This window comes from Pseudaestuariivita sp. (genome assembly GCF_052825805.1).
In genome coordinates, this window is the sequence record NZ_JBRBVB010000015.1 from 234,064 (window position 1) to 247,251 (window position 13,188).

Annotated in this window: 13 protein-coding genes and 1 tRNA gene; 4 read left to right on the forward strand and 10 right to left on the reverse strand. The window is 66.5% G+C overall.

Annotated elements, in window-relative coordinates; all coding sequences use genetic code 11:
* From ACU0B3_RS17155 to ACU0B3_RS17180, 6 genes are read right to left on the reverse strand one after another with little or no spacing between them, the layout of a single operon-like run.
* Complete coding sequence (locus ACU0B3_RS17155) at positions 1-822, reverse strand: MBL fold metallo-hydrolase (protein WP_446262101.1); 822 nt, start codon at positions 820-822, stop codon at positions 1-3.
* Positions 822-1,625, reverse strand: a complete 804-nt coding sequence (locus ACU0B3_RS17160) for a TatD family hydrolase (RefSeq protein WP_446262102.1) — start codon at positions 1,623-1,625, stop codon at positions 822-824. Before ACU0B3_RS17160 ends, ACU0B3_RS17155 begins: the two co-directional genes overlap by 1 nt.
* Complete coding sequence (locus ACU0B3_RS17165; protein WP_446262103.1) at positions 1,622-2,743, reverse strand: DNA polymerase III subunit delta'; 1,122 nt, start codon at positions 2,741-2,743, stop codon at positions 1,622-1,624. Before ACU0B3_RS17165 ends, ACU0B3_RS17160 begins: the two co-directional genes overlap by 4 nt.
* Before the next feature lie 6 nt (positions 2,744-2,749).
* Positions 2,750-3,379 carry a dTMP kinase gene (gene tmk / locus ACU0B3_RS17170; protein WP_446262104.1) on the reverse strand — a complete coding sequence of 210 codons (630 nt, stop codon included), beginning with the start codon at positions 3,377-3,379 and terminating at the stop codon, positions 2,750-2,752.
* A complete protein-coding gene (locus tag ACU0B3_RS17175) occupies positions 3,376-4,566 on the reverse strand; it encodes a D-alanyl-D-alanine carboxypeptidase family protein (RefSeq protein ID WP_446262105.1) in 1,191 nt (396 codons plus the stop codon). Before ACU0B3_RS17175 ends, tmk begins: the two co-directional genes overlap by 4 nt.
* Before the next feature lie 15 nt (positions 4,567-4,581).
* The gene (locus ACU0B3_RS17180) at positions 4,582-5,454 is read right to left on the reverse strand and encodes an SPOR domain-containing protein (protein ID WP_446262106.1); all 873 of its coding nucleotides are present in this window, start codon (positions 5,452-5,454) and stop codon (positions 4,582-4,584) included.
* A gap of 223 nt (positions 5,455-5,677) precedes the next feature.
* Between ACU0B3_RS17180 and ACU0B3_RS17185 the strand changes: the two genes are divergently transcribed.
* A tRNA-Ser gene (locus ACU0B3_RS17185) sits at positions 5,678-5,767 on the forward strand.
* Positions 5,768-5,844: 77 nt separating this feature from the next.
* Here ACU0B3_RS17185 and ACU0B3_RS17190 read toward each other — a convergent pair.
* A complete protein-coding gene (locus ACU0B3_RS17190) occupies positions 5,845-6,345 on the reverse strand; it encodes a DinB family protein (protein ID WP_446262107.1) in 501 nt (166 codons plus the stop codon).
* A 229-nt stretch (positions 6,346-6,574) separates the two neighbouring features.
* On the opposite strand from ACU0B3_RS17190, the gene ACU0B3_RS17195 reads away from it, so the two are divergent.
* From ACU0B3_RS17195 to gcvPB, 3 genes are read left to right on the forward strand one after another with little or no spacing between them, the layout of a single operon-like run.
* On the forward strand, positions 6,575-7,669 hold the full coding sequence (locus ACU0B3_RS17195) for an ATP-NAD kinase family protein (RefSeq protein WP_446262108.1): 1,095 nt from the start codon (positions 6,575-6,577) through the stop codon (positions 7,667-7,669).
* Between the two features lie 34 nt (positions 7,670-7,703).
* On the forward strand, positions 7,704-9,092 hold the full coding sequence (gene gcvPA / locus ACU0B3_RS17200; RefSeq protein ID WP_446262109.1) for an aminomethyl-transferring glycine dehydrogenase subunit GcvPA: 1,389 nt from the start codon (positions 7,704-7,706) through the stop codon (positions 9,090-9,092).
* The gene (gene gcvPB / locus ACU0B3_RS17205; protein WP_446262110.1) at positions 9,089-10,639 is read left to right on the forward strand and encodes an aminomethyl-transferring glycine dehydrogenase subunit GcvPB; all 1,551 of its coding nucleotides are present in this window, start codon (positions 9,089-9,091) and stop codon (positions 10,637-10,639) included. The genes gcvPA and gcvPB overlap by 4 nt, the downstream gene beginning before the upstream one ends.
* Before the next feature lie 98 nt (positions 10,640-10,737).
* Here gcvPB and ACU0B3_RS17210 read toward each other — a convergent pair whose 3' ends face one another.
* The 3 genes from ACU0B3_RS17210 to ACU0B3_RS17220 are packed head-to-tail and all read right to left on the reverse strand — an operon-like array spanning position 10,738 to position 13,180.
* Positions 10,738-11,439 carry an SDR family oxidoreductase gene (locus ACU0B3_RS17210; protein WP_446262111.1) on the reverse strand — a complete coding sequence of 234 codons (702 nt, stop codon included), beginning with the start codon at positions 11,437-11,439 and terminating at the stop codon, positions 10,738-10,740.
* On the reverse strand, positions 11,439-12,221 hold the full coding sequence (locus tag ACU0B3_RS17215; protein ID WP_446262112.1) for an SDR family oxidoreductase: 783 nt from the start codon (positions 12,219-12,221) through the stop codon (positions 11,439-11,441). The genes ACU0B3_RS17210 and ACU0B3_RS17215 overlap by 1 nt, the downstream gene beginning before the upstream one ends.
* On the reverse strand, positions 12,185-13,180 hold the full coding sequence (locus ACU0B3_RS17220; RefSeq protein WP_446262113.1) for a dihydrodipicolinate synthase family protein: 996 nt from the start codon (positions 13,178-13,180) through the stop codon (positions 12,185-12,187). Before ACU0B3_RS17220 ends, ACU0B3_RS17215 begins: the two co-directional genes overlap by 37 nt.
* Positions 13,181-13,188 lie beyond the last annotated feature (8 nt).

Sequence of the window (13,188 nt, forward strand, 5' to 3'; positions counted from 1 at the left end):
CTACGCCTGCTCAGATTGTTGGCTGGGCAAAGGCAAGGTCAGCTGCATCCCGTCAAAGGCGGGCGTGACATTGGCGGGCGTCTCCCTCTTCACCGTCTCGTAATCGAGGTCGATGTGCATGTTGGTGAGCACCGCCTGGCGGGGCTTTGCATCCTCGATCCACGCAAGGGTGTTCTCGAGATGGCTGTGGCTCGGGTGCGGGTCGCGGCGGAGCGCGTCGACCACCCAGATGTCGAGGTCTCTAAGGTGCTCCCAGGAAGTCTCCGGGATCTCCGAGACATCCGGCAGGTAGGCAAGTCCACTGATACGGAAGCCTTTGGCGCGGATGCGCCCGTGTTGAACCTCGAAGGGCGTCAGATTGATCGCACCGCCTGCGCCCGGCACTTCGAAAGGGCCGTCGATGCCGTGGAGGTCCAGGATCGGCGGATAGCTCGAGTTCGGCGGCTGCACAAAGGCATAGCCGAACCGCGAGATCAGATCGTCCTGCGTCTCCGGGTCCGCCCAGACCGGCAGGCGCTGGCGCATGTTAAAGACGATCATCCGCAGGTCATCGAGCCCGTGCACGTGGTCGGCATGGGGATGGGTAAAGACGACCCCGTCGAGCGTGCCGACCTCCGCCCGCAAAAGCTGGCTGCGCATGTCGGGGGAGGTGTCGATGAGGATGCGGGTGGTGCCAGCCTCGGTCACGCGCTCCACGAGCATCGAGCAGCGCGTGCGGGTGTTCTTTGGGTTCTCTGGATCACAAGCGCCCCAATGCCCGCCAAGCCGCGGAACGCCACCCGAGGAGCCGCAGCCGAGGATGGTGAAGCGCAGCTCCGCCATCAGCTTCCCGGCGTCCAGGCGGCGGCCTTGGAAAAGAGCCGTTCGAAGTTTGCTTCGGTTGCTGCGGCGAATTCGGCGTAGTCCATGCCAAACACCTCCGCCCCCTTGCGCGCTGTATGCGCGACAAACGCCGGCTCGTTGCGCTTGCCTCTATGCGGGGGCGGGGCGAGGTAGGGCGCGTCGGTCTCCACCAGGATCCGGTCCATAGGCGCCGCCGCAAAGATGTCCCGCAGCTCCTGGCTCTTGGGAAAGGCCGTGATGCCGGACATGCTGAGGTAAAAGCCGAGATCGAGCGCCGCCCGTGCCAGCTCCGCCGAAGAGGAAAAGCAGTGCATCACGCAGGTGTAGGCTTGCTCGCGGTACCCTTCGGTCAGGATGCGCGCCATGTCGTCATCCGCCGCGCGGGCGTGGATGATGAGCGGCAGGCCGGTCTCCTGTGCCGCCGCGATGTGCACGCGCAGGCTCTCCTGCTGCACATCCTTGCTCTCGGCGGTGTAGTGATAGTCGAGCCCCGTCTCGCCGATCCCCACCATCTTGGGGCGGCTGGCGATCTCCTTCAGCTGATCGACCGTGGCCATCGGCTCGTCCGCGGCTGACATCGGATGCGTGCCGGCAGCGTAGAAGACGGGGTCATGCGCCTCGGCGATGGCTCGGATGTCCGGCTCGCAGCGCAGCTTGGTGCAGATCGTGACCATCCGGTGTACGCCCGCCTCCGCCGCCCGTGCGACAAGCTCCGCCTGCCCGCCCTCGAAGTCGGGGAAGTCGATGTGGCAGTGGCTGTCGGTGATCTTGGGAGCGGTCATGCAAAGGTCAGCGCGGGTTGGTCGAGCCTCAGGAGGGTATCGAGCACCAGCGTCTGGGGGTCAAGGTTCACCGCGCGCCCGTGCCTGAGCCGTGCGCCCTGGCTCTGCGCCAGCTCTGCCCAGGCGCGTCCCGCCTGCGGGTGCGGCGCGAGCCGGGCCATCACCGTTGCCTCGTTCGGGGCGGCCTGTCCCTGCGGCGGCGTGCTTGTCGCGCCCGACCGGGCGAGCCGCGCAAGGAAGAGGTCCAGAAGGTCGATGAACATATCCAGCCGTTCAGGCTTGCCGCGCGCGCCCACATGCTCGGCGAGCGCCAGCGCCTGAGTGCGGTCGAGACGGGGCAGGGTCGCCGCCAGCTTGATCAGCGCCGCGTAGAGATCGAGCCCTTCGCCCGAGATCAGACGGATCGCGGTCCCGACCGACCCGCCCGAAAGCTCTGCCACGGCGGTTGGGTTTTGTGCCTCCACCCCCGCTTGCGCAAGGGCTTCACCCATATCCTCGGGGCTGAGCGGCGTAAGGGGCAAGGTGCGGCACCGCGAGCGGATGGTCGGCAAGAGGCGGGCAGGCTGGTGCGCGATCAGGAGGAGCACTGCATTCTTCGGCGGCTCTTCGAGCATCTTGAGCAGCGCATTGGCCGCCGAGACGTTGAGCAGGTCCGCCGAGTCGACAATCACCACGCGCCGTCCTCCATCCGCAGAGCTGAGCGCGAAGAACCCGTGCAGCTTGCGCACGTCGTCCACCACGATCTGCGCGCGCATCTTGCCGGTGGTGTCGCTCGGCGTCGGGCGCAGGGCAAAAAGGCCGGGCTCCGCACCTGCCGCAATCCGGCGGGAGACGGGATGGTCGGGCGAGAGGTCGAGGGACGCGGGCGGGGGCGGCGCGCCAAAGAGGCCGTCGTCCTCGACCGGCGGGTGCGCGATCAGATGCGCGGCGATCTTCCACGCGAGGGTGGCCTTGCCCACGCCCTGCGGGCCGGTCAGCAGCCACGCGTGGTGCAGACGCCCGCTTGCGAGCGCGTCGAGAAAGGCAGCCTGTGCCGCCTCCTGACCGATCAGCCGCGCTGTCTCGCGCGGTTGTGGTGCGCCGGGCAGGCGGTCAGGTTCGGGAAGCGGGTCGGCCATGGCGCCTTATGGCAGGGCCGGGCGCACGGCGTCCAGCACGCGTTGGGCGACGACCTCGGGCGCGGCATCCCCATCGATCACGACAAAGCGGTCTGGCGCCTTTTGCGCCAACGCGAGAAAGGCGTCCCGCATGGCGCGTTGCAGGGGTAGGCCGAAATCCTCGAACCGCTCTTCGACGCCTTGCCGTCCCTTGGCACGGGAAAGGCCCTTCTCCGGGTCCATGTCGATCAGCACCGTCACGTCAGGCTCGCGCCCGATCATCAGCTGGTGCAGGGCATCGACCTTGGTGCTGAGATCGCCGCGCGACTGGCCCTGATAGACGCGCGTGGAATCGGCGAACCGGTCACAGATCACGATCTTGCCCGCGTCCAGCGCAGGGGCAATGAGGCGCTCGAGATGGTCGCGTCGTGCCGCGGTAAAGAGCAAGAGCTCCGTCTCTGCCGACCAGCGGTCAGGGTCTCCCTGAAGCACAAGCGCCCGGATTTCCTCGGCGCCGTCCGAGCCACCCGGCTCGCGCGTCAGGACCACCTCGTGACCCGCCGCGCGCAAGGCATCGGCGAGCAGCCGCGCCTGCGTGGACTTGCCGGACCCGTCGATGCCTTCAAAGCTGACGAACAGCCCTGACTGGCCCGTCAAAACGCGCCCTCGGGCCCTTCGCGCAGGTTCTTCAGCAAGAGCTGGCCCACGGTCGAGACGCGCTGCACAAACCCTGCGTGGCCGACATCGCTCTCGGCGACGAGCGGGATCGTTTGTTCAGGCAGACCATCGGGCCGGATGACCAGCGCGGCCAGCGGATCGCCCCGCGTGATCGGCGCCGACAGAGGCCCTTCGTAGACGATCTCGGCCTCGACCGTGCCGTCACCCAGCACCGGCAGCAGCATGTTGAGGTCCTCGAACGGGACAAGGCCGACTTCCTTGGCATCGCCCATCCAGATGTCCGCGGTCGCGACGCGTGTGCCGGCTTTGAGCACTTCCTTCTCGGCAAACTGGCGGAAGGCCCAGTTCACGATCGCCTCGCTTTCTTCGGCGCGGGCGCGCTCGGTCTGCAGGCCCGACACGACAAAGATCACCCGGCGGTCGCCCTGCTTGGCCGACCCGACAAGGCCGTAGCCCGCCTCCTGCGTGTGGCCGGTCTTGAGCCCGTCGGCGCCAATCCCGAGCCCCAGGATCGGGTTGCGGTTGTAGCGGTTCTGCGACTCGTTGGGATCAAAGAGAAACTCGCGCTCGGCGAACATCGGGTAGAACTCGGGGAAGTCGAGGATCAGCCGGTTCGCCAGCAGCGCCAGATCGCGCATCGACATACGGTGGCCGTCCTCGGGCCAGCCGTTTGAATTCTTGAACGTCGAGTGGGTCATGCCCATCTGCGCGGCGCGCTGGGTCATGAAGCGGGCAAAGCCGCGCTCGGTGCCGTCGGGGCTCAGCGCCTCGGCGATCACCGCGCAGGCGTCGTTGCCGCTGAGTACGATGATGCCGCGCACCAGGTCCTCGACGGAGACGCGCTCCCCGGCGCGCAGGAACATGGTCGAGCCGCCGTAGTCCATCGCGTGTTGCGAGACCGGCAGCTCTTCGTCCATGCGCAGGCGGCCGTCGCGGATCGCCTCGAACGCCACGTAGAGCGTCATCAGCTTGGACATCGAGGCCGGCGGCAACGGCACATCGGCGTTCTTGTTCAAAAGAACCGTCCCCGTCCCCTGATCGAGCACGAAGGCCGAGCTCGCCCGCGTCTCGAACGCCTGTGCCGGGAGCGCCAGCGCCAGCATCATCGCGAAAAGCCCGCTCAAAAGAGAAGGGGCCCGCCGGGCCCCTGTCGTCATCGTCCGCATGTGATCCCCTTGCGGTTAGTTCGACACAGCATAGGCGTCAGTAAAGCCCTTGCCCTGCACCTTTTTCAAGATGTCCTGAAGCTCGCCCTTGGTCGTGGCCGGTCCCGCGACCACGCGCCAGTAGGTTTTTCCTTTGAGTGTCTGCTCCTTAACAGTTGGCAGGATGCCGAGACCCGACAGCGTGGTGGCGGTATTCCGCGCATTTTGCTCGATCGAGAAGATGCCGACCTGGATGAACGGGCGCGAGAGCGACGAGGGTTTGGGTGCGGGGTTGGTCGCCGTTGCGGCGGCGGGCGTGATGGGCGCGCTGTCGATGGCGCGGCTCGCCACATCGGCCACTGGATCGAGCGGCTGAACGGAGGTGGCAGCGGCCGGCGTCAGCCCGGCGGAGGCGGCGGGGATGGGCGCGGCGTCGTCCACGGTCTCCTCGCGGCGCAGCGCGGTGACGTTGAGGTTCATCGGCTGGCCCGCCTCCATCCCCAACGCGGCGGCGGCGTCGGAAGAGACCTGCAGGCGCGGGCCTGCCTCTTCGGTCTGGCGCTTGAAGAGTGCCCCGATCACGAATTTCGAGTTGTTCCCGTTGCGGATGATGACCCGCTCGGGGTCGGTCACGTCCGGGTGCGCCACCCAGACACCGCCCAGCGAGGGCCGTCCGTCCCAAAGCCCCGCCTCGGTCGCCTGAAAGACGTCGGGCGCCTCCACGTCGCGCTCGACCAGCTGGATCGAGCGGTTGGCCGTGACCACGTCGCCACTGCCCGCGCCGTCCCTTTTCAGCGAAAAGCCCTGGCCCTCCGAGCAAGCCGACAGGACAAGGCTCATCGCCAGAACGGAGGAGACGGCCACAGCGCGGCGCGCGCGCACGGATGGGGGATTGCTCTCGATAGCCATGGGGTACCTGCCTTTTGCCTCGATCCCGGGCCGCGTTGGTCGCGGTTTTGACTGCGGGACATGTTCACACTGCTCTGCCGTCCGGTGCGTTGCCGGCGCGGCGTTATTGGCATCAGATTAGCGGCTCGCGGCGGCTGTGGGAAGCTTTTCGGCACGGCTACAAAAGTTTTGTGGCGCTGTGACCTTTCAGAATCGCATCCCGCCCGCTACGCCCTGACGCGTCGGAGGTGTGGCAGAGTGGTTGAATGCACCGGTCTTGAAAACCGACGTAGGTGAAAGTCTACCGTGGGTTCGAATCCCACCGCCTCCGCCAAGCCCATCGCCTGCCGAGATAGGGATGATCCGCCGCTCCGATCTGTTGCACTGCCTTGATTACGCGCTTTCCAAGCATCAATCAGGCATGAAGACGATGTCGGTATCGCCCGGCTGCGCGCCTGCGGCGGTCAGCATGGCGTGGACCTGTCCGCGGTGGTGCGTCTGGTGGTTGAAGAAGTGCATGATGATGCGCGCGTTGGATTTCGTGACCTCGGCTCCCTGAACCGCAGAATACCAGCTCATCTCACCGGCGAACCAATCGGGGTCGACGTCTTGCGACCATTGCGTGATCCGGGTATCGAGGTCGGTTCGCGCGGCCTTGTACGCTTCCCAGCTGCCAAGAAGGGTGACGGAGTCCGCGATGCCGCCGGGGGGAGGCGGCGTGCCGGCGAATTTGCTCATCCAAAGGCTGTCGCCCCAATAGATGTGCGACAGCGTCCGCAGGATGGAGCCGAAAAATGCGCCGCGGTCGCGGGTGCGCTCGGCATCCGTTAGACCGTCCGCCGCCGCGATCAGGCTTTGGTTTTGCCAGTGATTGTAGCGGGCCATGGCCATGGCGTAGCGTTTGTCGGGCATCGGAACTCCTCTCAGGTTCGGGCGCGTTTGGGTCTTTGCTCCGCGGGTGCAGCGGGTGCGTGACGGCTTTTGCGCGCTACGGCATTTGCGGTCCTGTGGCGAGGTGCCGCGCGCCGATCTTTCAGATTCACCTGCCTCACGGCGTTTTTCGTATTGCTCCCCGCCCCAAGCATGTGCATGTTTCATTATGCGAACAAAAGTCCGAAAACGCGCTGACTCGGAAAAAAGCATGCCGAACCTTGGATTTCTGGTGAACCCGTATGCCGGGCTGGGTGGCCCACTGGGCCAGAAGGGCAGCGACGATCCGCGTCTGGTTGCCGTGGCGCAAGAGGGCGGCACACCGCTTTCCGCGCTGTCCCGGGCAGAGCGCGCGGCAGCGGCGTTCCTCCAGTCAAGCCATGGCCATACCGTCGTGACGGGTCCCGGGCAGCTTGGGCAGTCCTGTGTCCCCTCGGCAGAGGTGGTTTCGGTCCCGGACGTGACACATGCAGCGGCCGACACGCGCGCGGTGGTGGAGGCCATGCAGGGACGGGTGGACCTGATCCTATTTTGCGGGGGCGACGGGACTGCGCGGGACGTGGCGGCGGCCAACCGGACCGGTATCCCGGTCCTCGGCGTGCCGGCGGGGGTCAAGATGCACTCGGGCGTCTTTGCGCGCAGCCCCGAACGGGCAGGGCAAGCCGCGGCGGCTTTCCTGAACGCCCCGGGCCATCCCGTCGAGCTCGTCGAGGTGCTCGACATCGACGAGGAGGCCCGGCGGCGCGGACGGCTTTCGGCGCGTCTCTTTTCCGTCGTCCGCAGCCCGGTCGCAAGCGGCGTGCGGCAGAACCCGAAGGCGGGCAACGGCGACATGGTGGCCGAGGTGGACGCCGCGCTTGGCGATTATGTCCGGCGCATGCGGCCCGGGTGCCTTTATGTGCTGGGACCTGGCACGACGATGTCTGCGCTCAAAGACCGGCTGGGCGGCGGCACCCTGCTGGGTGTCGACCTCGCACAGGACAAAGACATCATCGCGCGCGACCTGAGCGAGGACCAGCTGCTCGCGCATCTCGAGGCTAGGGCCGAAGCGCGCATCGTTCTGACGGTTGTCGGAGGGCAGGGGTTCCTGCTCGGGCGGGGCAACCAGCAAATCTCGTCCCGCGTGATCGAGCGGGTCGGACCTGACCGCATCGACGTGATCTGCGCGATCGACAAGCTCAACGCGCTCGAACCGCAGGAATTGACCGTGGACACCGGCGACACCGCGCTCGATGCGCGGCTGTCGGGCTACTGCCAGGTCGCAACGGGTCCGGGACGGCGTCAAGTCGTCCGGGTCGTCCATTGAAACAACATTGCAACATAAACCAAGGAGCCGAGACATGACAAAAGCGCATCCGTGGATGGCGAACTCTGTCCCGTCGATACAGCAAGAGATGCTTTCGGCGCTGGGGTTGAACTCCGTCGACAGCCTGTTTTCGCAAATCCCCGAAGATCACCTCTATGGCAAGCCGTTCAACCTGCCGCCGCAGCTTGCCTCGGAGGTGGCGCTGTCGCGGCACCTTGATGACATGATGCGCAAGAACGTGACCTGCGCCGACACGCTGTCCTTCCTCGGGGCGGGCGCCTGGCCGCATTACGTGCCCGCGATTTGTGACGAGGTGTGCAACCGATACGAGTGGCAGACGTCCGTCTTTGGCTCGCCGACCTCCGATCACGGCCGCAACCAGGCATGGTTCGAGTTCTGCAGCCAGATCGGCGCTTTGGTGGAGATGGATTTCGTTGGACTGCCGGTCTACTCGTGGGGCTGCGCCATCGGCCATTCGGTGCGCATGGCCGCGCGCATGACGGGGCGGCGCAAGGTGCTGATCCCGGCAGTGATGGACCCCGAGCGCCTGTCGGTTCTGCGCAACTATTGCGAGCCGCGCGAGATGGCGCGCCACATCGAAATCGTCGAGGTGGCGGTGGCGGCGGACGGCTGCATCGACCGCGATGATCTGCAAGCCAAACTCGATGAGAGCGTGGCGGCCCTCTATTTCGAGACGCCCTCTTACCACGGCGTGATCGAGGGGGACCCCGGCAGCCTCTGCGAGCTGGCGCGCAAGGCCGGCGCCGAGGCGATCGTCGGCGTCGATCCCCTTTCGCTGGGTTTGCTCGAGGCGCCGGGCGCCTACGGGGCCACCATCGCGGTCGGGCCAACGCAGCCGCTGGGCGTGCACATGAACGCCGGCGGCGGGGTCGGCGGCTTTATCGCCAGCCCTGACGAGGAGCGCTACGCCAGCGAGTATAACACGCTCAACATCTCCATCGGCGAAACGTTGAAGGAGGGCGAGTACGGCTTCGGCCTGACGCTCTTCCACCAAAGCTCCTACGGCAGCCGCGAGGAGGGCAAGGACTGGACCGGGAACTCGGTCTATCTCTGGGCGCTGGCCAATGCCGCCTACATGGCCGCGATGGGGCCTGAGGGCTTTGCCGAGATCGGGCGCCTGATCGTGTCGCGCGCACGCCATGCAGCGGAAGAGATCGACGCCGTTCCGGGCTGCTCGGTGGACCTCGCGCGCCCTGTGTTCAAGGAGTTCGTGGTGCGCTTCGAGGGCGCTGAGGTGGCCGATGTCATTGACGCCCTGCGCGCCAAGGGCATCTTTGGCGGCAAGGACATCAGCGGGGAACCCGGCGCCTCCGGCCAGGCCATGCTGGTCTGCGTCACCGAGGCCCACACGACGGACGATATCGCCAAACTTGTATCCGCATTGAAGGAGGTCCTGGCATGACAGCGCCGATCCCAAACCGATCCGAAGCTCAGTTCACCGGATTTCAGGCCCCTCGCTGGGCGGAGCCCGTGGTGATGGAGATGGGGTGCCCGGGCCGACGGGGTGTCGTCTTTGAGGACGCGCCGGCGCCGGACCTTCCCATGGGCGCGATGCGCAAGACCGCGCCAGCCCTGCCGGAAATGACCGAGCATGACGCGCTGCGGCACTACCTGCACCTCAGCCAGATGACGCTGGGGATGATGGGCGTGTCGCTCTTTGGGACCTGCACGATGAAGTACAACCCGCGCATCGGTGAGCGCGCGGCGCTCGAGCATCTGGCGGACCTGCATCCCCTCCAGCACCCCGACACGCTGCAGGGCGTGCTCGAGCTCTACGACAATTTCAGCGACTTTCTCTGTGAAGTCAGCGGCATGGACCAGTTCGTCTTTCAGGCGGGCGGCGGGGCCGATGCTGCCTACACCCATGCCTGCGTGACCCGCGCCTATCACGCCTCGCGCGGCGAGCTGGAGCAACGCGATCAGATCATCACCACGATCCAGACCCATCCCTGTTCGCCCGCCACCGCCAACACGGCCGGGTTCGAGGTCATCACGCTCAGCCTCGAGGAGGGCGGCTACCCGTCGCTCGAACAGCTCAAATCGGTGATCGGCCCGCGCACGGCCGCGCTGATGGTGAACAACCCCGACGACATGGGCATCTACAATCCCGACATCAAGGAATGGGTCAGGCTCGTGCACGAGGCCGGCGGTCTGTGCTTTTACGACCATGCCAACTTCAACGGCGTAATGACCCGCCTGCGCGCGCGGGAGCTGGGCTTTGACGCCTGCATGTACATGCTGCACAAGACGTTTGGCGCCCCGAAAGGAGGCGGCGGCCCGGCGGTCGGCGCCTACGGATGTGCTGAGCACCTCGTGCCGTTCCTGCCCTCTCCGCTCGTGGTCAAGGACGGAGGTCGCTACACGCTGGACGACGACCGGCCGCAGAGCATCGGACGCGTGCGCGAATTCTGGGGCAATGCGCCTCAGGTGCTCAAGGCGTATGCCTGGGCGCGCGCGATGGGCGGCGAGGGGCTGCGCACAGCCGCCGACATCTCGGTGCTGGCGAACAACTACATGGACAAGCGGCTCTCCGAGGTGAAGGGCGTCTCGCGCTCGAACCCCGACGTGACCGCGCCCCGCATGGAGATGACGCGCCACTCGGTCGAGCAGGTGACCAAGGACACCGGCTGCACCATCGTCGACATCTCGAACCGAATGACAGACTTTGGCATCGACGCGCTCTGGCTCAGCCACGAGCCGTGGCTGGTCGCCGAGCCTTTCACGCCGGAGGCTGGCGAGCTGTGGTCGCGGGAGGACATCGACTACTGGATCGACGTGATGGCGCATGTCATCAACGAGGCCTACGAGACGCCCGACGTCGTCAAGACCGCGCCGCACAACGCGCCGATCCACCAGATCAAGGGCACCGACATGGCCGATCCCGCGCAGTGGGCGACGACGTGGCGCGCCTACACCCGCAAGCACGCCAAGCGCCTCGCCGCGGAATAGCGCAAAAGCCAGAGGGGCCAGCCAAACGCGGCTGACCCCTCTCAGTCATGGTCTAAGGACTTGAATGCGGCGCCGGTCAACGCCGGACGCGCTACCTGTCAGATCGTGCTTTCCAGACGTGTGTTCGCGATGATTTCTGGGATGCTTGCCCTGTTCGGCAGCTTCAGCACCATCGAGACGATCTCGGCCACGTCCTCCGGCTGCAGGCGCTGTGCCTTGGGCGTGACGCCGGGCAGGTTGGCGATCAGCTCGGTGTCGATCGCCCCCGGACAGATGGCCGTCCCGCGCAGGCCCTCGTCCCACCCCGCAAAGCGCACCGCGTGGGTCATGGCGACAAGCGCCTGTTTCGTCATCACGTAGCCGATGGAGGCGGTCGCGTCGCGGTAGCGCTTCCCGTCGGTGGAGGCGATGTTGACGACGCGCCCGCGCCCCGATGCCTTGAGGTGGGGCAGGGCGGCGCGGATCACGCGGAAGTGCGCCTTGACGTTGACGTTCCACATGGCGTCGAGATCGTCTTCGTCGCCCTGCTCGAAGGTCACCATCTTGAGAATGCCGGCGTTGTTGATGAGCGCGTCGGGCGCGCCGACCTCTGCGACCGTGGCGTCAACCCAGCCCTGCGCCGTGGCAGGCTCGCCGGCGTCGAACCGGAAGGCCGCCACTTTGCCCCCAAACACATCCCGCACCGCGCCCGGGTCCCGCGCCCCGACGGACACGGCATACCCGTCGTCGAGGCAGCGCTGGACGAGCGCGGCGCCGAGCCCGCGGGCGCCGCCCGACACCATCACGCGCCGGGGCGTCATCAGAAGAGGCCCTGGTAGACGCCGCCGTCGTTGATGATGTTCTGGCCGAGGATAAAGCCGGCCTGCGCCGAGCAGAGGAACGCGACAAGATCGCCGCATTCCGAAGGATCCGCGAAGCGGCCGGCCGGCACGCTCTGCAGGCGGTTCTCGACGATCGCCTCGTAGGTCGTGTTCCCGCGGCGGGCGTGGTTGTGCAGGTTTGTGTGGAGCGCGTCGGTGTCAAAGAAGCCCGGACAGACCGTGTTCATCGTCACGTTGTCCGGCGCCACGTCGCGCACCATCGAGGCAATCGCGCCCGAGAGGGCCAGACGCGCCGCATGGGAATGGGCAAAGTTCTGCTGCGGGAACTTGATGAAGCTGACCGAGATGTTCACGATCCGCCCGAACTTGCGCTCCCGCATGCCGGGCAGGACCTTCTGGATCATCTGGAGCGACGAAAAGAAGTGCACGTCGAGCCAGTACTGCCACTCGTCCTTGTCCCATTCGTTGAAATCGCCCGGGATCTGGCGCACGCCGGGATTGGTGACGAGGATGTCGGGCGTGCCGGCGGCGCTGAACACCGCCTCGCGGCCTTCGTCGGTGTTGTAGTCTGCGGCGACGGTGGTGACCTTGACGCCGTGCGCGCGCCGGATGTCCTCTGCGGTGGCATCCAGCGCCTCTTCGGACCGGGCGTTCAAAACGAGGTCCACCCCCTCGCCGGCCAGTGACATGGCGCAGGCGCGGCCCAGCCCCTTGCTCGCCGCGCTTACGATTGCGGTGCGTCCTTTGAGACCGAGGTCCATTGTGTCGTGCTTCCTTCCAGTTCCAGTGTTGTCGTGCGGCTCAGGCCGCGGGAGGACTTGCGTCCCAGGATACGCTCCAGCCCCTGCAGCAGCTCCTGCAGCGGCGTGCCTTCGAGCGGCTGCAGCGGCGCGCGCGGGGTGCCGCCACCGGGGTACCCGAGGTGATCCATCGCCGCCTTGGTCGCCGGGTAGAGCGTGCGCCCGCCGCTGACAAACAGATCTGTCAGCGCCTGCGCGCGCGCCTGGTAGTCCCAGGCCGTTTCGATCTGTCCGTCCTTGAACAGGGACCACATGTCGATACACCCGGTCCACACGTTCGGGAAGCAATCCACCAACCCGTCACATCCTGCCAGCATCGCCGGCACACCGATGGTCGAGGAGGGACCGCAAAAGACCTTGATCCGGTCCGAGGCGATATTCAGCGTCTTGTGGAAGTTGATCCAGTCGCCCGAGCTCTCCTTGATCGCCACGACGGGATCGAGGTCGGCCAGAACATCGACGATGTCCGGCGTGAGCGCATTTCCCGCGTTGCCCGGAATGTTGTAGAGCATGATCGGCAGCGGCGCATCGGCGGCGACCAGTTCGTAGTGGCGGATGATCTCGCGGTCCGTCAGGTGCGCAAAGTAGGGCGGCATGACCAGACCCGCATCGCAGCCGGCCTCCCTGGCCGCATGCAGCGCTTCGAGCACGGCAGCGGGCGTGATGGCCGCCGCGCCGACAATCTTGGCGCCCTTGTCCCCGATCGTGGAGGCGGAGGTCTTGTAGATCGCGCTGCGCTCTTTCTCGGTCAGGCTCCAGAATTCCCCGGTGCAGCCCGCCGAGACGAACCCGGTCGCGCCTGCGGCCATGAGGCGGCGGATGTTGGCAGCAAGCCCGTCGTGGTCCACCGCGCCCGACGCCGTGAAGGGGGTGGTGATGGCGGGCATGGCGCCCGTCCAGTCGATGCTGGTTCTGTCCAAGTGTCTGA